The organism is Stappia sp. ABD4_338 (genome assembly GCF_056312175.1).
Genome location: NZ_CM149982.1, coordinates 260,168 through 286,594, shown reverse-complemented (window position 1 = coordinate 286,594; position 26,427 = coordinate 260,168). Strand labels below are relative to the sequence as shown.

23 protein-coding genes are annotated in these 26,427 nt (G+C 65.8%); 11 read left to right on the top strand and 12 right to left on the bottom strand.

What is annotated here, in order from left to right:
• Nucleotide 1 precedes the first annotated feature (1 nt).
• The 7 genes from ACYX4S_RS01260 to ACYX4S_RS01230 all read right to left on the bottom strand — a co-directional run bounded on the left by ACYX4S_RS01260 (nucleotide 2) and on the right by ACYX4S_RS01230 (nucleotide 8,352).
• Complete coding sequence (locus tag ACYX4S_RS01260) at nucleotides 2–1,114, bottom strand: inositol-3-phosphate synthase (RefSeq protein ID WP_476361577.1); 1,113 nt, start codon at nucleotides 1,112–1,114, stop codon at nucleotides 2–4.
• 121 nt (nucleotides 1,115–1,235) lie between these two features.
• A complete protein-coding gene (locus tag ACYX4S_RS01255) occupies nucleotides 1,236–1,892 on the bottom strand; it encodes a DUF4833 domain-containing protein (protein WP_476361576.1) in 657 nt (218 codons plus the stop codon).
• A 48-nt stretch (nucleotides 1,893–1,940) separates the two neighbouring features.
• Nucleotides 1,941–3,182: an aminotransferase class I/II-fold pyridoxal phosphate-dependent enzyme gene (locus ACYX4S_RS01250; RefSeq protein WP_476361575.1), complete on the bottom strand. Its 1,242-nt coding sequence runs from the start codon at nucleotides 3,180–3,182 to the stop codon at nucleotides 1,941–1,943.
• Nucleotides 3,183–3,578: 396 nt separating this feature from the next.
• The gene (locus tag ACYX4S_RS01245) at nucleotides 3,579–4,700 is read right to left on the bottom strand and encodes a 2-aminoethylphosphonate--pyruvate transaminase (RefSeq protein WP_476361574.1); all 1,122 of its coding nucleotides are present in this window, start codon (nucleotides 4,698–4,700) and stop codon (nucleotides 3,579–3,581) included.
• Nucleotides 4,697–5,842, bottom strand: coding sequence for a phosphonopyruvate decarboxylase (gene aepY, locus ACYX4S_RS01240; RefSeq protein WP_476361573.1), 1,146 nt, complete (start codon nucleotides 5,840–5,842; stop codon nucleotides 4,697–4,699). Before aepY ends, ACYX4S_RS01245 begins: the two co-directional genes overlap by 4 nt.
• Nucleotides 5,843–5,846: 4 nt before the next feature.
• A complete protein-coding gene (aepX, locus tag ACYX4S_RS01235) occupies nucleotides 5,847–7,484 on the bottom strand; it encodes a phosphoenolpyruvate mutase (protein WP_476361572.1) in 1,638 nt (545 codons plus the stop codon).
• 58 nt (nucleotides 7,485–7,542) lie between these two features.
• The gene (locus tag ACYX4S_RS01230) at nucleotides 7,543–8,352 is read right to left on the bottom strand and encodes a phytanoyl-CoA dioxygenase family protein (protein WP_476361571.1); all 810 of its coding nucleotides are present in this window, start codon (nucleotides 8,350–8,352) and stop codon (nucleotides 7,543–7,545) included.
• A gap of 166 nt (nucleotides 8,353–8,518) precedes the next feature.
• Between ACYX4S_RS01230 and ACYX4S_RS01225 the strand changes: the two genes are divergently transcribed.
• Entirely contained in the window at nucleotides 8,519–8,728 is a 210-nt protein-coding gene (locus ACYX4S_RS01225) for a hypothetical protein (RefSeq protein ID WP_476361570.1), read from the top strand.
• Between the two features lie 48 nt (nucleotides 8,729–8,776).
• On the opposite strand, the gene ACYX4S_RS01220 is transcribed toward ACYX4S_RS01225, so the two are convergent.
• Nucleotides 8,777–9,769: an MDR family oxidoreductase gene (locus ACYX4S_RS01220; protein ID WP_476361569.1), complete on the bottom strand. Its 993-nt coding sequence runs from the start codon at nucleotides 9,767–9,769 to the stop codon at nucleotides 8,777–8,779.
• Nucleotides 9,770–9,951: 182 nt separating this feature from the next.
• Between ACYX4S_RS01220 and ACYX4S_RS01215 the strand changes: the two genes are divergently transcribed.
• The 8 genes from ACYX4S_RS01215 (at nucleotide 9,952) to urtE (ending at nucleotide 21,317) form a co-directional block, all read left to right on the top strand.
• Nucleotides 9,952–13,383, top strand: a complete 3,432-nt coding sequence (locus ACYX4S_RS01215) for a class I SAM-dependent DNA methyltransferase (protein WP_476361568.1) — start codon at nucleotides 9,952–9,954, stop codon at nucleotides 13,381–13,383.
• A 127-nt stretch (nucleotides 13,384–13,510) separates the two neighbouring features.
• Nucleotides 13,511–14,740 carry a CaiB/BaiF CoA transferase family protein gene (locus ACYX4S_RS01210; protein WP_476361567.1) on the top strand — a complete coding sequence of 410 codons (1,230 nt, stop codon included), beginning with the start codon at nucleotides 13,511–13,513 and terminating at the stop codon, nucleotides 14,738–14,740.
• Between the two features lie 223 nt (nucleotides 14,741–14,963).
• Nucleotides 14,964–16,262: an urea ABC transporter substrate-binding protein gene (urtA, locus tag ACYX4S_RS01205; RefSeq protein WP_422069836.1), complete on the top strand. Its 1,299-nt coding sequence runs from the start codon at nucleotides 14,964–14,966 to the stop codon at nucleotides 16,260–16,262.
• Between the two features lie 150 nt (nucleotides 16,263–16,412).
• Nucleotides 16,413–18,062 carry an urea ABC transporter permease subunit UrtB gene (gene urtB / locus ACYX4S_RS01200; protein ID WP_476362799.1) on the top strand — a complete coding sequence of 550 codons (1,650 nt, stop codon included), beginning with the start codon at nucleotides 16,413–16,415 and terminating at the stop codon, nucleotides 18,060–18,062.
• Complete coding sequence (urtC, locus tag ACYX4S_RS01195; RefSeq protein WP_476361566.1) at nucleotides 18,059–19,228, top strand: urea ABC transporter permease subunit UrtC; 1,170 nt, start codon at nucleotides 18,059–18,061, stop codon at nucleotides 19,226–19,228. The genes urtB and urtC overlap by 4 nt, the downstream gene beginning before the upstream one ends.
• A gap of 15 nt (nucleotides 19,229–19,243) precedes the next feature.
• Nucleotides 19,244–19,990, top strand: coding sequence for an urea ABC transporter ATP-binding protein UrtD (urtD, locus tag ACYX4S_RS01190; RefSeq protein WP_476361565.1), 747 nt, complete (start codon nucleotides 19,244–19,246; stop codon nucleotides 19,988–19,990).
• Between the two features lie 87 nt (nucleotides 19,991–20,077).
• Entirely contained in the window at nucleotides 20,078–20,596 is a 519-nt protein-coding gene (locus ACYX4S_RS01185) for a hypothetical protein (protein ID WP_422069839.1), read from the top strand.
• 25 nt (nucleotides 20,597–20,621) lie between these two features.
• On the top strand, nucleotides 20,622–21,317 hold the full coding sequence (gene urtE / locus ACYX4S_RS01180; RefSeq protein ID WP_476361564.1) for an urea ABC transporter ATP-binding subunit UrtE: 696 nt from the start codon (nucleotides 20,622–20,624) through the stop codon (nucleotides 21,315–21,317).
• Nucleotides 21,318–21,414: 97 nt separating this feature from the next.
• Here the strand turns inward: urtE and ACYX4S_RS01175 are convergent, their stop codons facing one another.
• Entirely contained in the window at nucleotides 21,415–22,173 is a 759-nt protein-coding gene (locus tag ACYX4S_RS01175) for an SDR family oxidoreductase (protein WP_422069841.1), read from the bottom strand.
• A 117-nt stretch (nucleotides 22,174–22,290) separates the two neighbouring features.
• Nucleotides 22,291–22,689, bottom strand: a complete 399-nt coding sequence (locus ACYX4S_RS01170) for a DUF2177 family protein (RefSeq protein ID WP_476361563.1) — start codon at nucleotides 22,687–22,689, stop codon at nucleotides 22,291–22,293.
• Between the two features lie 329 nt (nucleotides 22,690–23,018).
• Between ACYX4S_RS01170 and bfr the strand changes: the two genes are divergently transcribed.
• Both bfr and ACYX4S_RS01160 read left to right on the top strand, forming a co-directional pair.
• Nucleotides 23,019–23,504 carry a bacterioferritin gene (gene bfr / locus ACYX4S_RS01165; protein ID WP_422069843.1) on the top strand — a complete coding sequence of 162 codons (486 nt, stop codon included), beginning with the start codon at nucleotides 23,019–23,021 and terminating at the stop codon, nucleotides 23,502–23,504.
• 162 nt (nucleotides 23,505–23,666) lie between these two features.
• Complete coding sequence (locus tag ACYX4S_RS01160; RefSeq protein WP_476361562.1) at nucleotides 23,667–24,548, top strand: 2-keto-4-pentenoate hydratase; 882 nt, start codon at nucleotides 23,667–23,669, stop codon at nucleotides 24,546–24,548.
• A 49-nt stretch (nucleotides 24,549–24,597) separates the two neighbouring features.
• Here the strand turns inward: ACYX4S_RS01160 and ACYX4S_RS01155 are convergent, their stop codons facing one another.
• Both ACYX4S_RS01155 and ACYX4S_RS01150 read right to left on the bottom strand, forming a co-directional pair.
• Complete coding sequence (locus ACYX4S_RS01155; RefSeq protein ID WP_422069845.1) at nucleotides 24,598–25,437, bottom strand: carbohydrate ABC transporter permease; 840 nt, start codon at nucleotides 25,435–25,437, stop codon at nucleotides 24,598–24,600.
• Entirely contained in the window at nucleotides 25,434–26,357 is a 924-nt protein-coding gene (locus ACYX4S_RS01150) for a carbohydrate ABC transporter permease (RefSeq protein WP_476361561.1), read from the bottom strand. The genes ACYX4S_RS01155 and ACYX4S_RS01150 overlap by 4 nt, the downstream gene beginning before the upstream one ends.
• Nucleotides 26,358–26,427: the final 70 nt, after the last annotated feature.

The following is a 26,427-nucleotide window of genomic DNA, read 5'->3' as shown; positions in this document are numbered from 1 at the left end:
GTCAGGACGCAGCGCCGTCGGCGAAGGCGAGCAGTCGGGTGTAGCCTTCGGCATCCTCGATCTGGACCGGCGGATGCTTGAACAGGAACGCGCTCGCATCCTCGATCGGGCCGACCATGCCCCGGTCGCGCGCGATGGCGGCCGAACGGATCGCGATCAGCGCCATGGCCGCGGCATTGGGGGAATCCTCGACCTCGAGGCGCATCTCCACATGGGTGCGCACGCCACCGAACAGCCTGCCTTCCAGGCGAACGTATGCAACCTTGCGGTCGTCGAGCCACGGCACGTAGTCGGACGGGCCGATGCGGATCTCATTGTCCGTGAGACGCGCGTTCATGGCCGTCTGCACCGCTTCGGTCTTCGACTCGCGCTTCATCGCCAGCCGGTCGCCGTCCATCATGTTCAGGAAGTCGGTGTTGCCGCCCACATTGAGCTGGTAGGTGCGATCGACCTTGACGCCGCGCATGTCGGCCAGCCGGGCAAGCGCACGGTGGGTGATCGTCGCGCCGAACTGCGCCTTGAAATCGTCGCCGAGGATCGGAACGCCGGCCTTGCGGAACTTCTCCGCCCAGACCGGATCGGAAGCGATGAACACCGGAATGCCGTTCACGAAGGAGCAGCCGGCTTCCAGCGCGCACTGGGCGTAGAACTGGCTCGCCTCGATGGACCCGACCGGCAGGAAGTTGATAACGACTTCGGCTTTCGCCTCCTTCAGGGCGGCGACGATGCCGTCCTTGTCGAGGGCAGGAGCATCGGAGACCACGAAGCTCCGGTCGGGAGCCTGATTGCGCATGAACGCGGACACGCCGTCGAGATCGGGTCCACGCAGCACCGGCGCGGTCATGCCCTGGAGGTCCTTGTGGAACACTTCCGTGCAGTTGGGCAGCGCCACCGCCGCCTCGCCCACGGTCTTGCCGACCTTGCGGGCATCCACCTCGAAGGCGAGCACGATCTCGACATCCTCGGGCCGGTATCCGCCGAGCACCGGGAAGGGAACCCCAACCGCCTCGTCGCCGAATGCGCGGCAGTAGGCCACGCCCTGAACAAGCGAGCTGGCACAATTGCCGGCTCCGACGATCGCGGTACGGATCGTCCTGGCGGAAGTCGCTGTCATTGTCTTTGTCTCGCCCTGCCCGTGTACGGAGCCAAGGGCTCCGGAACGCGTGTTCTTGCGCGCCAGACTTGCTGACTGCGGGAGCGGCCTGGCGCGTCGTCGCCGCTCTCGCGCCAAACCGTTACTCGATCCGGATGGTTTCCACCAGCGGATTGCCGGAGGCCATGTCGCGGCCGATCACACTGACCGAGCGCACGCTCGGTACCATCCCGCTCTCGTCCACGTCCACATAGGCGTAGACCGGCTCGTACTCATACGCGCCGGCGCGAAGGCTAAGCCGTGCCTCTCCCGGCCCCGTACGGCGAAGGGTCGCAGTCCGCTCGGGATAGGACACGATGTAGATGCGAAAGACGTCCGGATCCGGGGTCGCCTGCGCGCGCACGCCAAAAGCGAAACTGTCCTCGATCATCTTGAGCGGCAGCTTCTCGCCGGTCGTGTTGTAGCGTCGCCAGTAGGCGACAATCGGCTCATCCGGATCGAGACGACCGTCCTCCAAGAACCTTGCCGCATAGATCACCGTGTTCGAGTTGGTCGAACGCTGGAGATAAAACAGCATGCCCGGTTCATCGGGAACGGGAAACTCGGGCCGGATCACCGGCGCCTTGTCGACTGTCTCCACGCTGGACCCGGCCGCACGTTGCGTCGAGCGCGTGTCGATGCGCGTGCCTTCCTGCGCAACCGCCGCGCCCGCCAGCGCGAGCGACACAGTCGCCGCGCACAGGAGTGCCGGCAAGCGGGGCACGCGTCGGGAGCCGTGACTATCTGGCAAGGCGGTCATGGAGAGCAATCGTCGTGAGGAGGCGGGACGTGCTTGATCGGCGTGCGGTCACACGCCCGCAGCAGCAGCCGTCTGCGGTTCGCTCGCCTGCGGCGCCGATCCCGCCACGACGGCAGAAACAATCTCGATGGCGCGATCCATCTCCGCCTCGGTGTGCTTGGCCGAGATGAAGAAGCGAATGCGCGGCTGATCCTTGGGAACGCCGATCTGCACGATCGGCGGCGCATAGATACCCGCGTCGAGCAACGCCTGCGAGGCCATCATGGTCTGCATGGGATCGGCGAAGAGGATCGGGACCACGCCGCGCCCGATGGCCGGACCGGTTTCAAGACCGAGCGCATTGGCACGATCACGGAAATAAACCGAATTGTGGTGCAAACGCTCGACCCGGGACGGTTCGTCCTTGAGCTTGTCGAGCGCCGCATGGGCACCGCCAAGCGTCGCGGGCGACAGACCCACGCTGTAGACGAACCCCGGCAGCGTATAGCGCATCCAGTCGATGACACTCTTCTCGGCGCAGATGAAGCCACCCGAGGACACGAAGGACTTCGACAGCGTTCCCACGGTCAGCTCGATGCGTCGCGGATCGATACCGAAATGCTCGCACAGGCCGCGACCGGTCGCACCCAGCACACCATAGGAATGCGCCTCATCGACGAGCAGCCAGGCGTCGTGCGCCTCCTTGAGTTCCACGAGGCGCGGCAGGTCGGGAATGTCCCCGTCCATGGAATAGAGACCCTCGACCACGACGAGCACATTTCGGTACTGGCCGCGCGACTCGTTGAGCTGGCGCTCCAGGTCGTCGAGATTGTTGTGCTCGAAAACCTTGTGATCGTAACGCCCGTGCTTTGCGCCGACGAAGATGGAATTGTGCGCCAGTTCGTCAATGAGGACGAGATCACGCGGCCCCATGAGGAAATTGATGAGGGACACGTTGACGAGATAGCCGCTGACGAGCGTCATCGCATCGCCGACGCCGAGAAACTCGGCGAGCTCGCTCTCGAACGCGCGATGACCCATGCGCTCGCCGCCGACGAGCCGCGATGCACCGACGCCCGTCCCAAGGCGGGTCAACGCCTCTCCCGCCCGCTTGACGACGGCCTCGTCCTGGGTCAGCCCGAGATAGTCGTAATGTGCGAAACTGACAAAGGGGACGCCGTTCTGCTCGCACAGTTCCCGGTGCTGGTCGACGGGGAGAAAGTAGGGATTGTGGCGTTCGATGATGGACTTGCCCGCCAGTCGAAAGCGGCGCTCCGCGACAACGGAGAAACTCGGCCGATCAGGCTTCATCCTAGACTTTCCCCCAAGTTCCACCGCGACCCGAAGTCAAAAGCGGTGGCATCGAACAATTCCCATCGCGAACGCGTCTTGTACAAATCCGTGGGCACCATGGCCGGCCACAACTGGGCACGAGCCGTTACCGGTATTCCCGGCAAGACCAGCCGCCGCGCGACAGTCCGATATCCACGGCGCCGGATGACAAAAACGTGAGGCACCTATAATTGGCAGATTTCGCTAAATAGCCGAAACCCCTTTCCGTGTCGAGTAAGCCATCGTACGACCTCGTCCACGGTCGCCCCCGCGGACCGGACGGACCAGGGCGACCCGAAGCCGGAAAAACGCCATACTCCCGCAAAATCGCGGCTTTTCCTCCCAAACAGGGCGAAAAAAGCACGCGTCGACGGATCAGGATCCGCCTTTCAATTTCTGTTTCAATTCTGTCACAACCGCCGCCGCCTCACCGACGAATGCGCGCATGATAGCCGCGTCGACAGCCCCGATCGTTCCGACCCGGAACGTCCCGACATCCCGCATTTTGCCGGCATAAATGGCGAAGCCGCGTTGTTCGAGCGCGGCATAGAACGGCTCGAACGCGTACCAGGGTTCGCCCGGCTCACGGAACGACACGATGACCGGAGCCTGCAGTGCGGGATCGAGCGCCGGCGTCATGCCAAGCTCTCCAAACCCCTCCACGAGGATACGGCAGTTTTCGCGATAACGGGCGAGCCGGGCGGGCGGACCGCCTTCCTCGTCAAGCTCGTCGAGAGCTTCCGCAAGCGCGGCAACCACATGTGTCGGCGGGGTGAAGCGCCACTGGCCGTCGACCTCGAACCCGCGCGCCTGCCCCGCCAGATCGAGGACCAGCGAGGGGGCCGCGCCCGCGCGCGCTTCAAGCGCATCGCGGTTGCAGATGACGAAAGACACACCCGGAACGCCCTGCAGGCACTTGTTCGAGGACGCGGCAACCGCCTCGATGCCCATGGCCGCCATGTCGAGCGGCAGCGCGCCGAACCCGCTCATGCTGTCCACCAGCAGCCGCTTTCCTGCATTCCTCACGCAGGTCGCGATGCTCTCCAGCGGGTTGAGCAGGCCCGACGTGGTCTCGCAGTGGACCATGGCGACCACATCCGGCGCTTCCGCGCCGCGAAGGCGCCTTGCCAGGTCGTCGACGTCGTGGGTTCCGGTCTCGGGCACCTCGAAGGTGTCGACCTTCCGGGCGAGCCTGCGTGCGATCTCGACAATCCGCCGGCCATAGGAGCCGTTCACCAGAACGAGAAGCCTCTCGTGCGGCGCGACGAGACTGCCGATCATCGCCTCAATGGCAAAGGTGCCGCTGCCCTGGAGCGGCACGCAGACATGATCCGGCCCGGCGCCGGCGAGTTGCGCCACGCGTTCGAAGGTCCTGAGCCCAAGCCGCACGAACGCGGGATCGCGCGATCCCCAGTCGCGCTGCATCGCGGCCTTGACCCGCGCGCTGGTGGTAAGCGGGCCGGGTGTGAGCAGAACGGGGCCGTTCGTCATGTTCATGCCCCGTCCGTCAGATGCGCTCGAAACCGGCGCGCGACGTCACGCGGCTTCACCGTCGGGCGGCCGAGACCTTCGACAGGCTCGGCGGAGACCCGCACATGCACGAGACGCGGCCCCGGCACATCGAGCGCCTCGGCAATGGCCTCGCGCGCGCCGTCAAGTCCGTTGGCACGGGCCGCGAACCGGTAGCCACATGCCGAGGCCACCGCCGCGAAATCAACGTTGGCGGAAACCGTCGCCTGCCCGCCGGTCGACAGGTGCAACCCGTTGTCGAGCAGGAGATGGGTCAGGTTGCCCGGCGCTTCCGCTCCGATGGTCGCCATGTTGCCGAGCTTCATCAGCGCCGCACCGTCCCCGTCCAGGACCACGATCTCACGCGGACTGTTGAGGGCCGCCCCGAGTCCGATGGCACTCGCCCCGCCCATGGAACCGACGCAGTAGAGATTGCGTGGCAGGTCGGCGAGGGTAAAGAGTTCACGCCCCGTGTGACCGGTGGTAGCGATGACACCGGCGCTTTCGGGAACCAGCGGCTGCAATGCCTCCAGCAGGTCGAAACGGCGCGGCGCGGGCGCCCCAGGAGAACCGAAATCCCGGACCGCGACACGTGGCGCGACCTCGCGAGCCGCCTCCTCCAGCGGACCGGACGCGATCGCCCCCTTCGGCTGAACAAAGGCTGAGAGACCACCCGCCCCGCGCATGTGCGCCACGGCGGCGGCAAGCGCGGGGGCCACCTGCTCGCGCTCGGTTGGAAAGTCGAACCGCCTTGCCCCCACGAGATCGAGAAGATCCTGCGTGATCCGCCCCATCAGCTCGTGCTGCGGTTCATCCTTGATGCCGGGTTCACCGCGCCAGGTCGTGATCACCAGCGTTGGGATCTCGAACGGGTAGTTGAGCGAGGTGAGCGGATTGACCGCGTTGCCAAGTCCCGAGTTCTGGAACATCACCGCCGTCTCCCGGCCCGCGAGCCAGCCGCCGGCGGCGATCGCGACGGCCTCGCCCTCGCTCGTGGCGCCCACGTAGCGCGTCGCCGGGTCCGTGATCACCGCGTTCATCAGCGGCGTGAGAAAGCTGCAGGGCACTCCGGTAAAGAAGTCGATCCCTTGCGCCCGGGCCGCGTCCAGAAAGTCCCGTGCCTCGATCATCGCCTCACACCTCGTCGCGCGCCTGGGCGAGGTCCATCAGGTCGTTGATGTTGTGCCAGTCGCCATGCACATAGACCACGGCGATCTTCTCGCCTGCTTCCGCGAGCCGCGCGAGCGCCGTGCCGAGTTCGGCCCGCGCAAGACTGCCCTCCTTGCCCATCGCCTCGAGCACCGCCCGCAGTTTTCGTGTTCCCGCCGCGCTGGTCCGCATCAGCCCGATGAAGGCGCCGTCGGCCTTGCCGCCGTCTTCGCGCGCGCCGAAGCCGACCAGAAGCGGTTCATCGCCAGTGCTGTCGAGAACATCCCCGTCGGGGCGCGTGGCGCGCACCAGATCGCGGCCGCCCGCGATCCCCGCCGAATCCACCAGCAGAACGATGTCCTCGTCGCGATCCTCCAGCATGGCCAGAAGCGACGGACGGTAGACGATGTCACCGAAGGAAACGATGGCGTCCCCCGTGACCTCGGCAAGACCGAGGGCGAGCGAATACGCCTCGCCGGTCGCCTCGTGGTCCGGGTTCTCGATCTTGGCGATGCCCTCGAGATCGACCGCGTCGGCGCGGTAGCCGACGACGACGCGCGCGTCGCCGACACCCCGGCTCCCGAGCGCCTCGATCTGGCGGCCGAGCAGTGACATTCCACGCACCGGGACCATGCACTTGGGCCTGTCGAGGGTCAGTTCCCCGAGTTCCTCTCCACGTGTCGCGGCAAGGATCACCGCGGTCGAGGGGGAGCGTGCCGCGAGATAGCGCTTTTCCGCCTGCTCCAGTTCATCCGCACCGGCGAGCGCGAAGACGTCGCCCAGAACCGCCACCTCGTCCTCGACGCCGACCAGCGTTTCGTCGCGCCTGAGGCGCGCGCAGGTCTCGCGCATAGCCTTGATGGAGGCGCGCAGGTTGTGGTTCGCCCAGATCACCATGGATGCGCCCGCCTCGCGGAACCGGTCGGTCGGGGTGCGGTAATACTTGGTCGGGATCAGGATCACCGGCACGCGGTTGTCCCACTGGCGGCAGAAATCCAGGATCTCGTCCGGCGCGCTCTTCTTGGAGTGCATGACGATGGCGTCGGCGCCGGCCTCAGCATAGGCGTGGGCGCGCGCCAGCGCCTCCTCGATCCCCCGCCCGGCGATCAGCGCCTCGACACGTGCCACCACCTGGAAATCGGGATGCGTCTGGGTGTCCTTGCCCGCCTTGATCTTCCCGCAGAACTCGTCGATGTCCGCGAGCGGCTGGTTCTCGCCGAGGAACGAATTGGTCTTGGGAAAGATCTTGTCCTCGATGCACACGCCGGCCACGTCGATCTGGCACAGTTTGCGCACGAAGCGGCGGAAATTGTTGAAGTTTCCGTAGCCCGTGTCGCCGTCGACCAGGATCGGCAGGGAGCTTGCGTCGGACATGTATTCCAGCATGTCCAGAACCTGGGAGAAGGACAGCTCGTTGTTGTCGCGCACGCCAAGGCTCGCGGACATGGACAGGCCCGAGGCCCAGATCCCCTCGAAGCCCGCTTCCTCGACGATCTTGGCGGAAAGCCCGCTGTGCGCCTCCATCAGGAAGGCAAGCTCGGGGCGGGAAAGCAGGGTGCGCAGGCGGGTGAACTTCGACGGCTGCCCCGGGGCGGCCGCGGTGTTGGCGCGATCGGACTGCAAGCTCTGACCTTTCTCGGTCTTCTGGAAGGTGGCGGTCGCCGGACGGGCGCGCCGGAACTCAGACGCGGAACGTGTAGGACCTTTCGGCGTCACGCTCCACGTCGGGTGGATAATTGGCATGCTTGTCGGCGTAGTAGCGCGAAAGATGGTCGCCTTCGGCGGCGGGATTGAACGTTGCGAAATAGAGCCGCCGCTGCTGGTCGGTGCGATTGGGCTCGGAGCGGTGCGGCGCGAAGCTGTCGATCAGAACCACGTCCCCCGGCTCGGTCTCCACCGGCACGAAGTTCATGGTCTTCATGTCCGCATCCGTCAGCGGTTCCCATTCACGGAACATGCCCCGGGTGTGATGTCCGGCCGCGAACTCGACGCAACCGTTGGCAATGCTCGACGCGTCGATCGACACCATGATCGAGACGAAACGGTTCGCATAGTTCCACCAGCCGGCCTGCTGGTCCTGGTGCGGCGTGAACCCTGCGCCGCCCGGGCGCTTGAAATTGAGCTTGTCCTTGAAAAGCACCGCCGGGGCGCCGAACGCCACCGCCGCATAGGCGCCAAGCGCTGAATTCAGCGCGGCAAAGACCGGAGAATGGGCGTCGAGGTTTTCCATCCGCGCGATGATGCGGCGCGGGTCCGGATCCTCGACCGTCTCGCCATAGACCCAGTGCTGCCCGGGCGCTTCCGGTACGGCCTCGAGCCGGGCGAGCTCCGCCTCGATCGCGGCAATGGTCGCCGCGCCGAAGGCTCCCTTCACCAGCACGAAGCCATCCTCGGCGTAGCGTCGCGCCTCCTCGGCGCTCATGGCCCGCGCGGAACCGGGCAGCCGATCAGGCGTCACACGCCCCGCATCCGACCTGGAATCCTGTTTCATCCTCGCCCCCCGGGACACGGCCCAACCCTTGAAGAAGGCCATTGGTAGCGAACCTGCCGGCAAAAGAAAAGACGACGCGAATGCGGCCCGGAGGGGCTTCTCGTTGCTTCGGGGCAGGAAATTACGTAGGGTAAGTAATTCCGAGACAGCGCAGCGGGAGGGATCCATGGGCTTCGCGGACTGGGGCAAATCAAGGGACGAGATCGCGCGAGAACGGCGCGAGCTGGAGGAATTCGAACGCAATCTCCAGCGTGAGGCGCGCGAGCATCAGCGCAAGCTGCATGAAAAGCGCATGGAGGAGATGCGCAAGTCGGGCGAGTTGCGGCTGAAGCAGTGGCGTCTTGCCCAGCGTGGCATCTACTACGAGGAACTGTGAGGCACGGGCTCCGGTGCGGGTCGTTGCCGCCCCGGAGCCCGGCCGTCATCACGCGTTGACGTCGACCACGACGCGCCCGCGCACCTCGCCCTTGAGGATCGCGGCACCGAGTTCGGGAAGCTCGCCAAGCGTCGCGGGCCGGATCATCTCGGCAAGCCGGTCGAGCGGCAGGTCGGTGGCGATCCGCGACCATGCCCGCACGCGGTCCTCGTAGGGACGCATGACGGAGTCGATGCCGAGCAGATTGACCCCGCGCAGCAGGAACGGGATGACGGTCGCGGGCAGACCGGCGCCGCCGGCCAGGCCCACGGCCGCGACCGAGCCGCCGTACTTCATCTGCCCCAGCACGCGGGCAAGCATCGCACCGCCGACGGCATCCACGCAGCCGGCCCAGTTTTCGCTCTCCAGCGGCCGCTTCACCGTCTCGGCAAGCTCGGCGCGCGGAACGATGCGGGTCGCCCCCAGTCCCTTCAGGTAGCCTTCCTGCTCGGGGCGCCCGGTGACGGCGGCCACCTCATATCCCAGATGCGACAGGATCGCGGTGGCGACCGAGCCGACACCGCCGGCCGCGCCCGTCACCAGAACCGGTCCCTTGTCCGGCGCAAGACCATGATCCTCCAGCGCCGTGACCGCGAGCATCGCGGTGAAGCCCGCCGTGCCGACGGCCATTGCGTCGCGGGTCGAAAGGCCCTTGGGCAACGGCACCAGCCAGTCGGCCTTGACCCGCGCCTTCTGCGCATAGCCGCCCCACCACACTTCGCCGACGCGCCAGCCGGTGAGCACCACCTTGTCGCCGGGCGCGTAGCGGGGATCGTCCGACTGCTCGACCGTCCCGGCGAAATCGATGCCCGGCACATGCGGGTAGCTCTTCACCAGCCCGCCGCCGGAACCGAGGCACAGCCCGTCCTTGTAGTTCAGCGTCGAATACTCGACCGCCACCGTGACGTCGCCGTCCGGCAGGCGGTCCCCGGTGATCGTCCGCACCGATGCGGAGGTCGTCCCCGCCTCGTCCTTTTCCACGATCAGCGCCTTGAAACTCATGAGCGATCTCTCCCCTGTTTCCGCGGCACGGCCTCGTCTCCCGATCCGTTCCCGCGCGTTGCCACATTGGTACCGGCCCGTGTGACCGATTGAAAGCCGCCACGGACGGTGGACACGCGACCTCCCCGCTTGCGTATGCGTGTCCTCCCTTTAAAACGGAAGGGCAGGAGGAAGAGGCGCATATGCAATCAGGGGTCGAAGCGTTTATCGCCAAGTGGCAGGGACAGGAGGGAGGCCAGGAGCGCGCCAACTACGCCCTGTTCCTGACGGAACTCTGCGATGTGCTCGACGAGACGCATCCTGACGTCGCCGGCGCGACCCATGCCAACAACGACTATGTGTTCGAGCGCGCGGTGCAGGAGAAAAGCCGCGACGGCGCGACCTCGCACAAGCGCATCGATCTCTACAAGCGCGACTGCTTCGTGCTGGAGGCCAAGCAGAGCCGCCAGTTCGGCGACAAGAAGCTCGGCGACACGCCGGCCCTCCCCGGTCTCGATACGCCCGCGCGCGGACGGCGCTCCGGAGCCAACCGCTCCTGGGACGTGTTGATGATGAATGCCCGCACCCAGGCGGAGAACTATGTGCGTCTGCTGCCGGCGTCTCACGAGCCACCGCCCTTCGTGCTTGTCTGCGACGTCGGCCACTGTATCGAGGTCTATGCCAACTTCCGCCGCGACGGAAAGGCCTACGACCAGTTCCCCGACCAGCGTTCGTTCCGCATCTACCTGGAGGACCTGCGCGACGAGAAGATACGCGCCCGGCTGAAGGCGGTCTGGTCAGACCCGATGTCGCTCGACCCATCGCGCCACGCCGCCCGCGTCACCCGCGAGATCGCCGAACGCATCGCCAGGGTCTCGCGGGCGCTGGAGCAGGACGGCCATCCGACGGAAGAGGTCGCCATGTTCCTCATGCGCGTGCTGTTTTGCATGTTCGCAGAGGACGTGCAGTTGCTTCCGCCCGACAGTTTCAAGAAGCTTCTGACCGACTGTACCGAGAAGCCGGAGATCTTCCCAAGCCTGATGGAAGACCTGTGGCGCGCGATGAATGACGGCTCCGTGGCGAGCTCAATTCGCGAGAAGATCAAGCACTTCAACGGGTTTTTCAGCGAGCGCCGCGCGCTGAAGCTCGCGCGCGAGGAGATCGGCGAGCTGGCGGCAGCGGCCGCCCATGACTGGAAGGACGTGGAGCCGGCGATCTTCGGCACCTTCCTGGAACAGGCGCTCGACCCGCGCGAGCGGCGCAAGCTCGGCGCCCACTACACCCCGCGCGCCTATGTGGAACGCCTCGTGGTGGCGACCGTCATCGACCCGCTTCAGGCGGAGTGGGAAAACACGCTCGCCACCATCGAGCGGCAGAAATCGGAAGGGCGCAGCGACGCGGCGGTGAAGACCGCACAGGCCTTCCATGACCGGCTGTGCGAGACGCTGGTGCTCGACCCCGCCTGCGGCACGGGCAACTTCCTCTATGTGTCGCTGGAGCTGATGAAGAAGCTCGAGGGCAAGGTGCTGGAAGTGATCGCCGATCTCGGCGGCCAGGTGTCGCTGGCGCTCGACCGGCACACGGTCGACCCGCACCAGTTCCTGGGGCTCGAGGTCAACAAGCGCGCGGCGGCGATTGCCGAACTGGTGCTTTGGATCGGCCACCTGCAATGGCATTTCAAGAACCAGGGCGTCGCGCCGACCGAGCCGATCCTGAGACGGTTCCACAACATCCGCCATATGGACGCGGTGCTGACCTGGGACGGCTATCCGCTGCCGCAAGTGGTGGACGGCAAGGAGGTCCATCCCAACCCGCGCCGGCCCGAGTGGCCCAAGGTCGACTATATCGTCGGCAACCCGCCCTTCGTCGGCGGCAAGGACATTCGCGCCCGCATGGGCTCCCCTTACGCCGAGGCGCTGTGGAAGGCGCATTCCCACATGAACGAAAGTGCCGATTTCGTCATGTACTGGTGGGACCGGGCGGCCGAGATCCTGCTCAAGCCGAAAAGCGGGCTGAAACGCTTCGGCTTCGTCACCACCAATTCGATCAGCCAGGTGTTCCAGCGCCGGGTGATGGAGCGCCACCTGAACGCGAAGAAGCCGCTCTCCATCGTCATGGCGATCCCGGACCACCCCTGGACCAAGGTGACGCGCGACAGCGCCGCCGTGCGCATCGCCATGACGGTGGCGGAAGCGGGCACCCGCGACGGGTTGCTGCTGGAAACGGTCAGCGAACGCGGCCTCGACACGGACAACCCGGTGATCCTGTTCGAGACGAAAAGCGGCAAGATCCATTCGGACCTGACCGTTGGCGTGGATGTAACGGCGGCGACGGAACTGCGCGCCAACGAAGGCATCTGCTCGCCGGGCGTGAAACTGCACGGCTCGGGCTTCATCGTCACACCGCAGGAGGCACGACATCTGGGCCTCGGCCGGCGCGAGGGGCTCGAAAACCACATCCGCGCCTATCGCAACGGGCGGGATCTGACGAGCCGGCCGCGCGGCGCCCTGGTGATCGACCTCTTCGGCCTGACGGCGGAGGATGTGCGGACGCGCTTTCCCGAGGTCTATCAGCATGTGAAGATTGAGATAAAAGAGAAGATAATAATTAAAGACGGAGAACCGCATTATGTAGGAAGAGACTGGAACAAACGAGATTATCGAAAAGAAAATTGGTGGCTGTTCGGTGAAAACGTTCCCGATCTTCGGAAGGCTTTATTAAACCTCCCCCGCTACATCGCCACCGTGGAGACCACCAAGCACCGGGTGTTCCAGTTTCTCGGACAAGAGATCCTGCCCGACAACATGCTTATCGCCATCGGCTTGAGCGACGGCTATCCGCTTGGCGTTCTGTCCTCCCGTTTTCATGGATGTTGGGCACTGAGAGCTGGCGGCTGGCTCGGCGTCGGCAACGATCCTCGCTACTCCAAGTCACGCTGCTTCGATCCCTTCCCGTTCCCGGACGCCTCCGAGATCCAGAAGGCGGAGATCGGCGCGATCGCCGAGGAGCTGGACGCCCATCGCAAGCGGGTGCTGGCCGACCACGCGCATCTGACGCTGACGGGCCTTTACAACGTGCTGGAGCGGCTGAAGGCCGGCGCGCGTCCCGAGGATCTCACCGACAAGGAGCGCGTCATTTACGACGACGGGCTGGTGCTGATCCTGAAGGAGCTGCACGACAGGCTCGATGTGGCCGTCGCCGATGCCTACGGCTGGCCGGCGGACCTTCCCGAGGAGGAGGTTCTGGCCCGCCTCGTCGCGCTCAACAAGGAGCGGGCGCGGGAAGAGGCGCGCGGCCTCGTGCGCTGGCTGAGACCCGATTACCAGATCCCGCGCTTCGGCTCCGAGGCGGAAAAGGCGGAGCTGGAACTCGACCTGGGCGACGCGCCGCTCGCCGCGCCCGTCAAGGCGGGGCCGAAGCCCGCGTTCCCCAGGAAGGACGCGGACCAGACCCTTGCCGTCGTCTGGGCGCTCATGGATGCCGAGGGACCGCTCGGCGTCGACGACATCGCCGCCCGCTTCCGCAAGAGCAAGACCCTGCGCGCCTCCATCGAAGCGGTGCTTTCCTCGCTGGTGCGCATGGGCCGCGCCTCGATCTCCGACGGCGGCCGCTTCCTCCTGCGCCAGGCGGCCTGACGCGTCACCCGCCGCGACCGGGCGGAATGGGGTTCCTACCGCTCGTCATTGGACGGCAAGCGCCGCGCGGGTCTATGACCGGGGCAGGCTTGCCCTCCCGTGATCAGTAAAGAAGGCGTCTTCCCCCATGTCCGGTCCGCTGTCGCATCTGCGCGTGCTCGATCTCTCCCGCGTTCTCGCCGGCCCCTGGTCCACCCAGGCGCTTGCCGACATGGGCGCCGACGTCATCAAGATCGAGCGCCCCGGCACCGGCGACGACACGCGCGGCTGGGGCCCTCCCTTCGTGGAGGACGGACCCGCCGCCGGCGAGAGCGCCTATTTCATGGCCGCCAACCGGGGCAAGAAGTCGGTCGCCGTGGACATCGCCAGCGAGGGCGGGCGCGCGCTCGTGGTCGAACTGGCGAAAAAGTCCGACATTCTCGTCGAGAACTACAAGGTCGGCGGCCTGAGGAAATACGGTCTCGACTACGCAAGCCTCGCCGAAATCAATCCCTCGCTGATCTACTGCTCGATCACCGGCTTCGGCCAGACCGGCCCCTACGCCCAGCGCGCCGGGTACGACTTCATGATCCAGGGCATGGGCGGGCTCATGTCCGTCACCGGCGAGCGCGACGCGCTGCCCGGCGGAGGGCCGCAGAAGGCGGGCGTGGCGCTTGCCGACGTCCTCACCGGCCTCAACGCCACCATCGCCATTCTCGGCGCGGTCGCCCACCGCGAGCGCACCGGCGAGGGCCAGCACCTCGACATCGCGCTGTTCGACGTGCAGGTCGCCTCGCTCGCCAACCAGGCGCTCAGCTATCTGGTCTCCGGCACCTCGCCCATGCGCATGGGCAACGCCCATACCGCCATCGTGCCCTACGAGGCCTTCGCCAGCGCCGACGGGCACCTGATCCTCGCGGTTGGCAACGACGGCCAGTTTGTCCGCTTCTGCGAGGTGGCCGGCCGCCCGGACCTTCCCGCCGACCCGCGCTTCACGCTCAACCGCGACCGGGTGAAGCACCGCGAGATCCTGGTGCCGGTCATCGCCGACATCATCAGGACCCGCACCACCCGCGCATGGATCGAGGTTCTGGAGGCCGCCGCCGTGCCCTGCGGTCCCATCAACACCATCGCCGAAGTGTTCGAGGAACCGCAGGCCAAGGCCCGTGGGCTCATGAACCCCGCCTTGCCCCACGGTAGCGGCGGCACCGTGCCGGGCGTCGCGAGCCCGCTGCGGTTCTCGAAGACGCCGGTCGACGACAAGGTCGCCCCGCCCTGCCTCGGCGAACACACCCGCGAGGTTCTCGCGCGCGTGCTGGACCTCGACGAGGAGGAGGTCGAGGCACTTGTGAAGAGCGGCAGCGTCGAGGCACGCTGACACGGCGTGCATGATCAAAATTTAGCCACATGATTGCCGCGCCGCACATTTGTGCATTTTTCTTGAGCGCGACCGCCCGTGCGTGTCCGCACGCCCGCGTCGTGCCAAGGTGCCGCAAAGTCAGGCGCTTGGCCGGTTGCGCCGGTCTCGCGCGGAACTGGCACGCATCTTGAAGTTCCCTTGTCGTCTCGCCTCCGGGGGGAGACTGACAGAGGGGACAACAATGACATTCATCCGCAAGACATCCGCCGCCGGGATCGCTCTGGCCACGCTGCTCGCCACCACCGCATTCACGAGCGCGCAGGCACAGGAAGACACGATCAAGGTCGGCATCCTGCACTCGCTGTCCGGCACCATGGCCATTTCGGAGACCACTCTGAAGGACGCCATGCTGATGCTCATCGAGGAGCAGAACAAGAAGGGCGGCGTCCTGGGCAAGAAGCTCGAGGCGGTCGTCGTGGATCCGGCCTCCGACTGGCCGCTGTTCGCCGAGAAGGCGCGCGAGCTGATCGAGGTCAACGACGTGGCGGCCGTGTTCGGCTGCTGGACCTCCGTGTCGCGCAAGTCGGTCCTGCCGGTCTTCGAGGAGCTGAACTCGCTCCTGTTCTATCCCGTCCAGTACGAGGGCGAGGAAAGTCAGCGCAACGTGTTCTACACCGGCGCCGCTCCCAACCAGCAGGCGATCCCCGCCGTCGACTACCTGATGAACGAGGAAGGCGTGGAGCGCTGGGTTCTGGCCGGCACCGACTACGTCTACCCCCGCACGACCAACAAGATCCTCGAGGCCTACCTCAAGTCCAAGGGCGTCGCGGACGAGGACATCATGATCAACTACACGCCGTTCGGTCATTCCGACTGGCAGACGATCGTGTCCGACATCAAGACCTTCGGCTCGGCCGGCAAGAAGACCGCCGTGGTCTCCACCATCAACGGCGATGCCAATGTGCCCTTCTACAAGGAACTGGCGAACGCCGGCATCAAGGCCGAGGACATTCCGGTCGTGGCCTTCTCCGTCGGCGAGGAGGAGCTTGCCGGTCTCGACACCGCACCGCTCGTCGGCCACCTGGCCGCATGGAACTACTTCCAGTCCGTCGACACCGATGCAAACGCCGAGTTCATCGAGACCTGGAAGGCCTACATCGGTGACGACAAGCGCGTGACCAACGATCCCATGGAGGCCCATTACATCGGCTTCAACATGTGGGTGAAGGCGGTCGAGAAGGCCGGCAGCACCGATCCCGACGCGGTGATCGACTCCATCGTCGGCGTCTCCGTGCCCAACCTGACCGGCGGCTACTCGGCCATGATGCCGAACCACCACATCACCAAGCCGGTCCTCATCGGCGAGATCCAGGACGACGGCCAGTTCGAGACCGTCTGGGAGACGCCGGGCCTCGTCGTCGGCGACGCCTGGTCCGACTACCTCGAAGGGTCGAAGGACCTGATCGCGGACTGGCGCAAGCCGCTGTCCTGCGGAAACTTCAACACGTCCACGGGCAAGTGCGGCGGGTCGGGGAGCTAAGTCCCGCCGCAACCAGAGGGGGAGGGAGGCGGGCGCAAGATCCGCCTCCTCCTTTTCCCGTCCCCCTCCCCCGCCGCCGGCGTCATCCGTGCGAGGTGTCTTCCCGTGACCGTTTCCAGCCTTCCCTCCAGTTCCATCCCTCCGGCAGCGTTGATCCGAACAGCCCGCCTTGCGACGGCAGGCCTTGTCGCCCTTGTGCTGGCGCTCGCCTGCATCATCGCACCGGCCGCCGCGCAATCGGGGGCGAACGAGGCGGAGGTGACCGCCCTTCGCCCGCTCGTCGATGCCCTGACCAAGGGCTCCTTCGACGCGACCCAGGCCCAGATCAACCGGCTCGCGGAGACCGGAAACCCGGCCGTCGTGCCCGTTCTGGAAGCACTCGGCGAAGGCGATCTCTACGAGCGCAAGTCCGACGGCATGGCCGTCATCGCGAAACGCTCCGGCTCCTCCTATGCGCTCACCGATCCGCTGACCGGCGCCGACCTCGGCCAGATGTCGCGCGGGGGCGTCGACAAGATCCGCGTCAACAACCGCCTGCGCCGGGTGATCCGCGCGGCCCTTGGCGCGCTGACCCTGCGCGCGCCCGATCCGGCGGACCGGCTGGCCGCCGCACAGGCGGTCTTCAAGGCCGCGGACCCGGACATGATCGCCTCCCTTGACGCGGCGATCGCGGCCGAGGCCGACGACACCATCCGCGCGACCATGGAACAGGCCCGAGCCGCCGCCGTCCTCGCCTCGGACATGCCGCTGGCGGACAAGCAGGAGGCCATCGACATTCTCGCCAGTCGCGGCGATCGCGACGCGCTGTCGCTCCTGATCGGCGCCTCGAACGACAGCGACGGCGAACTCGCGGCCTCGGCGCGCGAGGGCATCGCCAGGGTGGAGCGCCTCCAGGCGGTGTGGGACACGGCCCGCAACATCTGGTTCGGCCTCTCGCTCGGCTCCGTGCTGCTGCTCGCCGCCATCGGGCTCGCCATCACCTTCGGCGTCATGGGCGTAATCAACATGGCGCACGGCGAAATGGTCATGCTCGGCGCCTACACCACCTTCGTCGTGCAGAATCTCTTTCGCGAACTCGCCCCCGACTTCTTCGGCTATTCGCTCGCCGTCGCGCTGCCGGCCGCCTTTCTCGTCGCCGGCCTCGTCGGCGTCGCCATCGAGCGCGGCATCATCCGCTTCCTGCACAATCGTCCGCTGGAGACCCTGCTCGCCACCTGGGGTGTGTCGCTGATCCTGCAGCAGGCCGTGCGCACGATCTTCGGTCCCACCAACCAGGAGGTCGGCAACCCGGACTTCATGTCGGGCGCCTTCGAGATCGGCCAGCTCACCATCACCTACAATCGGCTGTGGATCGTCGTCTTCGCGCTGGTGGTGTTCTTCACGCTGCTGATCGCGATGAAGTTCACCCGCTTCGGGCTCAACGTGCGTGCCGTCACCCAGAACCGGCGCATGGCCGCGTCCATGGGCATTCGCACGCCATGGGTCGACGCGCTCACCTTCGGGCTTGGATCGGGGATCGCCGGCATCGCCGGAGTGGCCCTTTCGCAGATCGACAACGTCTCGCCCAACCTTGGCCAGTCCTACATCATCGACAGCTTCATGGTTGTCGTGTTCGGCGGTGTCGGAAACCTGTGGGGCACGCTTTTCGGCGCCATGACGCTCGGCGTCGCGAACAAGTTCCTCGAGCCGTATGCGGGCGCGGTGCTCGCCAAGATCCTCGTGCTCGTCTTCATCATCCTGTTCATCCAGAAGCGCCCGCGCGGCCTGTTCGCGCTCAAGGGCCGGGCGGTGGAATCATGATCTCGCGCGCGCTTGCCGGCCCTCTCGGCGGGGTCCGTCTCGTCCTCATCCTCGCCCTGCTCGGCGCCGCCATCCTGGTGCCGGTGCTGAACCTGGCCCTGCCGGCCGGCCATCCTCTGCATGTGCCGACCTATGCGGTCACGCTCATGGGCAAGTACCTGACCTATGCCCTGCTGGCACTGGCCCTCGATCTCGTGTGGGGCTATTGCGGCATCCTCTCGCTGGGCCATGCCGCCTTCTTCGCGCTGGGCGGCTATGCCATGGGCATGTACCTGATGCGCCAGATCGGCAGCCGGGGCGTCTACGGCGACCCCGTCCTGCCCGACTTCATGGTGTTCCTGAACTGGCAGGAGCTGCCCTGGTACTGGTACGGCTTCGACATGTTCCCCTTCGCCATGATCATGGCGCTGGCGGTGCCCGGCCTCCTCGCCTTCGTCTTCGGCTGGTTCGCCTTCCGCTCGCGGGTGACGGGCGTCTACCTGTCGATCATCACCCAGGCGATGACCTATGCCCTGCTGCTCGCCTTCTTCCGCAACGACATGGGCTTTGGCGGCAACAACGGTCTCACCGACTTCAAGGACATCCTGGGCTTCGACATCCAGGCGGGAACCACGCGCGCGGGGCTCTTCGCGGCCTCCGCGCTGGCACTGGCCGCCTGCCTCGTCATCACCATGGCGATCACCGGCTCGAAACTCGGCAAGGTGCTGATCGCGGTGCGCGACGCGGAAAGCCGGACGCGATTCATCGGGTACCGGGTGGAGCACTTCAAGCTCTTCGTATGGACGGTTTCGGCCATGATGGCCGGGCTCGCCGGCGCCCTCTACGTGCCCCAGGTCGGCATCATCAACCCGGGCGAATTCGCTCCCGCGAATTCCATCGAGGCGGTGATCTGGGTCGCCGTCGGCGGACGCGGAACGCTCGCCGGTCCGATCATCGGCGCGGTGCTCGTCAACTTCGCCAAGAGCTGGTTCACCGCCGCCATGCCCGAGTTCTGGCTCTTCGCGCTCGGCGCGCTCTTCGTTGCCGTGACCCTGTTCCTGCCGCAAGGGCTGCTTGGCCTGGGCCAAAAGGTCTTCGCCCGGATGAAACGACACACCCGTGAGGACGCACGTTCGCCCGACAAGGACGGACTTTCCGCCGAACCCGGTCGCCAACCGGCCGAATGAGAAGGGAGTGACACGATGAGCAAGGCGGAAACGCTCCTTTATCTCGACGACGTCAGCGTCTCCTTCGACGGGTTCAAGGCGCTGAACAGCCTGTCCTTCGTTGTCGGGCGCAACGAAATGCGCGCGATCATCGGCCCCAATGGCGCCGGCAAGACGACGATGATGGACGTCATCACCGGCAAGACGCGCCCCGACACCGGCGAGGTGCGGTTCGGCGACACCATCGACCTGACCCGCCACGACGAGGCGGAAATCGCGGGCTTCGGCATCGGCCGCAAGTTCCAGAAGCCGACCGTCTTCGAGAGCCACACGGTGGAGGACAATATCGCGCTGGCCCTCAAGACACCGCGCGGCCCCTTCGCCACCCTGTTCCACGTGACGAGCGCGGAAGAGCAGGAGCGCATCGACGAACTGCTCGCGCTCGTGCGCCTGGAAGGGCGGCGCGACGACCTCGCCGGCGACCTCAGCCACGGACAGAAGCAGTGGCTGGAGATCGGAATGCTGCTCGCGCAGGATCCCGAGCTCCTGCTTGTCGACGAACCGGCCGCCGGCATGACCGACGCGGAGACCGCCGCCACCGCCGACCTGCTGCGCGACATCTCGAAAAGCCACTCGGTCGTCGTCGTCGAGCACGACATGACCTTCGTGCGCGCGCTGGGCGTGAAGGTGACCGTGCTGCACGAGGGGGCGGTTCTGGCGGAGGGCTCGCTCGACCACGTCTCGTCCGACCAGAGGGTCATCGACGTCTATCTGGGACGCTAGATGCGGAGCGAAGGATAATGCCTGGCACAACACGAGACGTCCCGTTTATGTATCCCCTGGTTGAGGAACATGAACAGGAGACGGGTGATGCCTTTTCTGGGCCTTCTCGCGACAATCGTCGTCGGTGCGGCGATCTGGTACTGGCGACTCAAAATGATCCGGGAAGCCGGAAGCGAAGTGATCGACTCCGTGGAGCGGATGCGAGGTGCCTACAAACGCAAGCAGTTTCGCAAGAAGGTAGAGGAAGCTCCGCTGGCCTCGATCGAGGATCCGGTGATCGCCGCCGTGACCTTCTATTTCTGCCTGGCAAACGAAAAGCCCGCCCACAAGGACGAGGCAACGGCCGTCATCCGGGACGGGATGCGGGAGATCGTCCCGGCACACGACATGGAAGAGGTCCTGGTCATGTGCGACTGGATCGCCAGGAACGTGATCAACGCCGACGATCCGGTTCAGCGTTTCCAGAAGCTCTGGAGAAGTCACCTGAACCAGTCCGAGCTGCATCAACTCGTCAGCATTGCCGGAGCCGTCTGCGAGGTTGGCGGCGGACCGGACGAGGAGCAGGAACGGGTGCTGCGTGTACTGCACCGCAAGCTGCTGAACTGACGCCGAGGACCGAAACGGAGGTCACATGCTGAGCGTTGAATCCATCGACCTGCACTATGGCGCCGCACAGGCGCTGAAGAGCGTCGGCTTTACCGCCGAGCCCGGCCAGGTGACCTGCGTTCTGGGCCGCAACGGCGTCGGCAAGACCTCCGCGCTGCGGGCGATCGCCGGCCAGCAACCCGTCTCCGCCGGCGTCATTCGCTGGGAGGGCGAGGACATCTCGGGCCTCACGCCCTACCAGCGCGCCAGAAAGGGCGTTGCACTCGTTCCCCAGGGGCGCGACATCTTCCCGCTGCTCAGCGTGCGGGAAAATCTCGAGACCGGGTTCTCCGTGCTGCCTCGGTCCCAGCGCAAGGTGCCGGATGCGGTGTTCGAGCTTTTCCCGGTGCTGAAATCGATGCTGTCACGGCGCGGCGGTGACCTCTCCGGCGGGCAGCAACAGCAACTCGCCATCGGACGCGCCATCGTCATGAAGCCGCGCCTGCTGCTCCTGGACGAGCCGACGGAAGGCATCCAGCCCTCGATCATCAAGGACATCGGCCGCGCGATCACCTATCTGCGCAACACCGGCGAGATGGCCATCGTCCTCGTGGAACAGTATTTCGAGTTTGCCCGCGACCTCGCCGACCGTTTCGCGGTGATGGACAGGGGCGAGGTGGTGCTCTCGGGGGCCCGCGAGGACCTGGAGGAAAAAGCGGTGCGCGCCCACCTCACGGTTTAGGGCGTAGCCCCACGCTCGAGGACAGGCCCGCCGGCACGAACAAGGGGCGGACACCGGCCCGCCCCTTTCCCGATTTCCGGCCGGTTTCGAAACGCGATCAGCCGCGGCCGATGTAGGGCATGTTGGTCGCCATCACCGTCATGAACTGCACGTTCGCCTCCGGCGGCAAGCTCGCCATGTGCAGCACCGCGTTGGCGACGTTGGAGACATGCATGACGGGCTCCGGCTTGATCGAGCCGTCGGCCTGCGGCACGCCCTTCTGGATGGTTTCGGTCATTTCCGAAGCCGCATTGCCGATATCGATCTGGCCGCAGGCGATGTTGAACGGGCGTCCGTCGAGCGAGATCGAGCGCGTCAGGCCCGTTACCGCGTGCTTGGAGGCGGTATAGGCAACCGACCCCGGGCGCGGCACATAGGCCGAGATGGAGCCGTTGTTGATGATGCGCCCGCCCTGCGGGTCCTGGGCGCGCATCATGTTGAAGGCACCGCGTGCGATCAGGAAGGACCCGTCGAGATTGACGCCGACGACCCGGCGCCAGTCCTCGAACGACAGGTCGCCGACGGGGGTGGAGAGCACCGCGGCGCCGGCGTTGTTGAACACCACGTCGAGACGGCCGAACGTATCGGCGATGGCGCCGAAGAGGTCATCGACGGCGACCGGGTCGGTCACGTCGCACGCGACAGCCAGGCCGTTGCCGGCATCGACGCCCGATTCCGCGATCGCCGCCTCGAGCAGCTCGCCGCGCCTGCCCACGAGCACCGTCCTGTAGCCCGCCTTGAGAAAGGCGATCGCCGTCGCCTTGCCGATCCCCGCCGATGCGCCCGTGATAAGCGCGACGTCTCCCGCTCCCGCCATATGAAATCCCTCCCGTTTCCGCGCCCTCCGCGCGGGTCTTTCGATGGCGCAAGAGTGGGCGATTGCAGGACCAAAAGGCAAGTCGGAATCGGAGCTTGCACCTTCCGCAGGGGGAGTTCAGATCAAAGATCTCGCGGCAAGATAGCCCGCGACGGCGGCCGTTCCGGTCAGCACGGTTCCCCAGATCACGTCCACCACGGCGACCACCACCGGCCAGTCGCGCAAGGTGGCGAGATTGGTGATGTCATAGGTCGCGTAGGCGAAGAAGCCGAACAACGCGCCATACAGCAACGCGTCGGTCCATGCGCCGGAGCGGAACGCCGGCTGGATCGCGAAAATGACGATGCCGACCACATAGAAGGCATAAAACCCGCCCGCGACGGCGAAATTCACGTTGTCCGCCATCAGGTGTCCCAGACGGGTGCGGTAGAATGCACCCGCGATCCGGCCGAGCCACAGGTAGTCCAGGCCGAGAAACACGATCGCGCTGGCGATATAGGCAAGGACATGTGCCATGGGCTGTCTCCTGTTCGAGGGCTCCCGCATGCCGGGGACAAGGACGCGACAGGGGTCTCTTCGGATAGACGCACTTTGCGCGCAAGCGGTTCACCCGCCTGGGCGCTTTTTTCATCTTCCCCGATGTCCCTTGCTGCGTCACACATCGCCTGTGCAGGATTCGCGACGGGTACGAAAAGCCCCCTTCACACGAATTTGGAATTATTCTAATCTAAATCCGGATCAGGCCACCGCCCGGCTTGAATCAAGGCTGCGCGCCCCCTTGACCGACGTGCCAGCCGGTCAGCGACGACAACGGTTCTCGCGTCAATCAACAAGGAGTGTGTCCCATGAAGGGCAGTGAAAAAGTCATCGAACGCCTGAACGAAGCGCTGTTCCTGGAACTCGGCGCCGTCAACCAGTACTGGCTGCACTACCGCATGCTCGACGACTGGGGCCTTGCCAAGCTCGCATCCAAGGAGCGCGCGGAGTCCATCGAGGAGATGCAGCACGCGGACAAGCTGATCGCCCGCATCCTGTTCCTCGAGGGTCACCCGAACCTGCAGAAGGTCGCGCCGCTGCGCATCGGGCAGGACGTGGAAGAGGTCCTGAAGTCGGACCTCGCCGGAGAGTACGACGCCCGTGCCTCCTACTCCAAGTCGCGCGACATCTGTCATGACGAAGGCGACTACGTCTCCATGAAGCTGTTCGAGGAACTGCTTGCGGACGAGGAAGGCCATATCGACTTCCTCGAGACCCAGCTCGACCTTCTCGGCAAGCTCGGCGTGGAGCGCTACTCGCTGCTCAACTCCAGCTCGGCCGACGAGGCGGAGTAAGGATCGGGGCCGCTGCGTCCGCGCGGCGGCCCTGTCTTTTCCGGACCGGACTTCCGGTTTCTGTTTTCCCTCCGGCGCGAGGCGGTTACACCCGTCTTGCCATTGAAGGGCCATGGTTGCACTCTCCCCTCGTCGCCATCACAGCGAAGGGAAGGAGTTTCCATGACGGTCCGTTGTTCGAGCCTGCCAAGGGCCATCCTGGCAGTGACAGCCCTCGTTCTGGCCTCAGGCACGGCATATGCCGAATGCCCTGATGATACGGCCATCGACGCCTTCCTGGCGGCACGCGCGGAGGCGCGACCCGTCTCGGCGCCCGTGACGGCGGGCGGGACCATGGAAGACGCGCTCTGCGCCCAGGGCAAGATCCTCACAAAGCTCGAAAAGGTCGAGGGACCGGTGGTCGGCTACAAGGCCGGCCTGACCTCGCCCAAGGCCCAGGAAGCCTTTGGCGTTACCGAGCCGGTGTTCGGAACGCTTCTTGAAGGCATGATCCTGCCGCCCGGTGCCACCGTGAAGGCGGGCGACGCCAACCGCGCCCTCTTCGAGGCGGATCTCGTCGTCGAGATCGCGGATCCCGCCGTCAACGACGCCACGACTCCGGAGGAGGTTCTGGCGACCATCGCAGGCATCCGCCCCTTCATCGAACTGCCCGCCCTCGTGGTCGCGAGCGAGGAAAAGCTCGACGGACCGGCCATCACCTCGATCAACGTCGGCGCCTGGAAAGGGGTCATGGGAGAGGTGATCCCCGTGCCCCAGGGCGACGTCGGTGCGGAAATGCTTTCGGAGTTCACCGCGAAACTCACCGACGACGCCACCGGCGAGACCCTGTCCGTGGCGCCTGGAAAGGCCGTGCTCGGCAATCCGCTCAACGCGGTGATCTGGATCGCGCAGACCCTCAAGGCGCAGGGCAAGTCGCTTCAGCCCGGCGACCTCGTCTCCGTCGGGTCCATCGGACCGCTTCATCCCATGAAGCCGGGCATGAGCGTGACGCTCACCTACGAAGGTCTGCCCGACAATCCCTCGATCAGCGCCACCTTCGAGTGAGGCGAGCGAGGCCAGGCAGGCGCCGGCGGCCGGGCCGCCGGCACTAGCCCTACTTGATGCCCGCGCGCATGAAGCTCTGCACGAACTGACGCTGGAACAGCAGGAAGGCGATCAGCAGCGGTCCGGACGTCATCAGCGTCGCGGCGTTGATGACGGACCATTCCACCCCCGAATCGATGGCGGAGAAAACGCTCAGGCCGACGGTCACGGGCCGGGTCTCCTCCGAGTTGGTGACGATCAGCGGCCACAGGAAGTTGTTCCAGTGGTGGCTGACCGACACGAGGCCGTAGGCGAGATAGGTCGGCTTGGCGAGCGGGATGTAGACCCGCCACAACACGCCGAGCGGCCCCGCTCCCTCGATGCGGGCCGCCTCGTCCAGTTCCTTGGGCACGGTCAGAAACGTCTGCCGCAGCAGGAAGATGCCGAAGCCGGACGCGATATAGGGCAGCGCGATGGCCGGGATCGTGTCGACGAGATCGAGCAGGCGCATCGCCTTGTAGTTCTCGACGATGAGAATGTCCGGCATCACCAGAAGCTGCAGAAGCACCAGCGTGAAGAGCACCGAGCTGCCGGGAAAGCGGTAGCGGGCGAAGGCGAAGGCCGCCAGCGTGCAGAGGAAGAACTGGCCCGCGAGAATGAGCGTCACCAGCATGAAGGTGTTGAGGAAGTAGCGCGCGAAGGGCGCGGCGGCCCAGGCCTTCTCGAAATTCTCGAAGGTGAGCGGGGCGAAGAGCTCGAAATTCGCCTCGTAGGCCGCCGGATGGATCGCGGTCCACACCGCATAGGCCAGCGGCAGGATCCACAGGAGCGCCAGCACCCAGGCGGCCAGCGTGTTGAGGGCCCGGTCCAGGTCGAACCCGCGGGCGATGGGCTGCGTCGTCGCGCTCATTTGTAGTGCACCTTGCGGTCGAAGAGGAAGAACTGGCCGATGGCGAGTGCCGACAGGAGCACGAGCAACGCCACCGTCAGTGTCGCGCCATAGGCCGTCTCCCAGAACTTGAACGCCGTTTCGTAGATGTAGAACAGCAGCAGCGCGGAGGCATTGTCCGGGCCGCCGTCGGTGAGAATGAAGATGTGGTCGACCAGCCGGAAGGAGTTGATGACCGCATTCACGCAGACGAAGAGCGTCGTCGGCATCATCAGCGGGAACGTGATGCGGCGGAAGATGGTGAACCGGCCAGCCCCCTCGATCTTCGCCGCCTCGACCAGCGAGGGCGGGATCGCCTGCAGCGCGGCGAGATAGAAGATCATGAAGAAGCCGGCCTCCTTCCACACCGTCACGACGATGACCGCGTTGAGCGCCGTGGAGGGATTGCCCAGCCAGTTGGTCTGCGGCCATCCGAAGAGCGATCCCGTCACCTGGTCGATGAGGCCGAAACCGGGCGTGTAGAAGAACAGCCAGATGTTCGCCACCGCGATCAGCGGCAGGACCGTGGGCGTGAAATAGGCCATGCGCACGAAGGCCCGCCCCGTCAGCTTGTCGTTCACCCACAAGGCCATGACGATGGCCAGCGCCACCGACACCGGAATCGTGCCGAACGCGAACCACAGATTGTTGCCCAGCACCTTCCAGAACACCGGATCGGACATCATCCGCTCATAGTTCTCCACCCCGATGAACCGGGCCGGACGGCGACCGCGCGGCGTGGAGAAAAAGCTGTTCCAGAACGTCGTGATCGCCGGGATGTGGGTAAAGGCGAACAGGAACACGAGAGCCGGCAGAAGCAGCAACCAGGCATGAAGCCACTCACGGCTTCGGGTCAGGGACCGCCAGGTGCGCGCGGCGGCCGGTGTCGTGGGGCTCGTCATCTGCGTCTTGCGCCTCGTTGGTGCGTAAACGTGCCGCTTCCGGCGGGTCCGGAAACGGCATTCGGCCGGC

Coding starts and splice junctions, on each gene's coding strand:
- ACYX4S_RS01260 (WP_476361577.1), bottom strand. CDS start 1,114: ATGACAGCGACTTCCGCCAGGACGATCCGTACCGCGATCGTCGGAGCC.
- ACYX4S_RS01255 (WP_476361576.1), bottom strand. CDS start 1,892: ATGACCGCCTTGCCAGATAGTCACGGCTCCCGACGCGTGCCCCGCTTG.
- ACYX4S_RS01250 (WP_476361575.1), bottom strand. CDS start 3,182: ATGAAGCCTGATCGGCCGAGTTTCTCCGTTGTCGCGGAGCGCCGCTTT.
- ACYX4S_RS01245 (WP_476361574.1), bottom strand. CDS start 4,700: ATGAACATGACGAACGGCCCCGTTCTGCTCACACCCGGCCCGCTTACC.
- aepY (WP_476361573.1), bottom strand. CDS start 5,842: ATGATCGAGGCACGGGACTTTCTGGACGCGGCCCGGGCGCAAGGGATC.
- ACYX4S_RS01230 (WP_476361571.1), bottom strand. CDS start 8,352: ATGAAACAGGATTCCAGGTCGGATGCGGGGCGTGTGACGCCTGATCGG.
- ACYX4S_RS01225 (WP_476361570.1), top strand. CDS start 8,519: ATGGGCTTCGCGGACTGGGGCAAATCAAGGGACGAGATCGCGCGAGAA.
- ACYX4S_RS01220 (WP_476361569.1), bottom strand. CDS start 9,769: ATGAGTTTCAAGGCGCTGATCGTGGAAAAGGACGAGGCGGGGACGACC.
- ACYX4S_RS01215 (WP_476361568.1), top strand. CDS start 9,952: ATGCAATCAGGGGTCGAAGCGTTTATCGCCAAGTGGCAGGGACAGGAG.
- ACYX4S_RS01210 (WP_476361567.1), top strand. CDS start 13,511: ATGTCCGGTCCGCTGTCGCATCTGCGCGTGCTCGATCTCTCCCGCGTT.
- urtA (WP_422069836.1), top strand. CDS start 14,964: ATGACATTCATCCGCAAGACATCCGCCGCCGGGATCGCTCTGGCCACG.
- urtC (WP_476361566.1), top strand. CDS start 18,059: ATGATCTCGCGCGCGCTTGCCGGCCCTCTCGGCGGGGTCCGTCTCGTC.
- urtD (WP_476361565.1), top strand. CDS start 19,244: ATGAGCAAGGCGGAAACGCTCCTTTATCTCGACGACGTCAGCGTCTCC.
- ACYX4S_RS01185 (WP_422069839.1), top strand. CDS start 20,078: ATGCCTTTTCTGGGCCTTCTCGCGACAATCGTCGTCGGTGCGGCGATC.
- urtE (WP_476361564.1), top strand. CDS start 20,622: ATGCTGAGCGTTGAATCCATCGACCTGCACTATGGCGCCGCACAGGCG.
- ACYX4S_RS01175 (WP_422069841.1), bottom strand. CDS start 22,173: ATGGCGGGAGCGGGAGACGTCGCGCTTATCACGGGCGCATCGGCGGGG.
- ACYX4S_RS01170 (WP_476361563.1), bottom strand. CDS start 22,689: ATGGCACATGTCCTTGCCTATATCGCCAGCGCGATCGTGTTTCTCGGC.
- bfr (WP_422069843.1), top strand. CDS start 23,019: ATGAAGGGCAGTGAAAAAGTCATCGAACGCCTGAACGAAGCGCTGTTC.
- ACYX4S_RS01160 (WP_476361562.1), top strand. CDS start 23,667: ATGACGGTCCGTTGTTCGAGCCTGCCAAGGGCCATCCTGGCAGTGACA.
- ACYX4S_RS01155 (WP_422069845.1), bottom strand. CDS start 25,437: ATGAGCGCGACGACGCAGCCCATCGCCCGCGGGTTCGACCTGGACCGG.
- ACYX4S_RS01150 (WP_476361561.1), bottom strand. CDS start 26,357: ATGACGAGCCCCACGACACCGGCCGCCGCGCGCACCTGGCGGTCCCTG.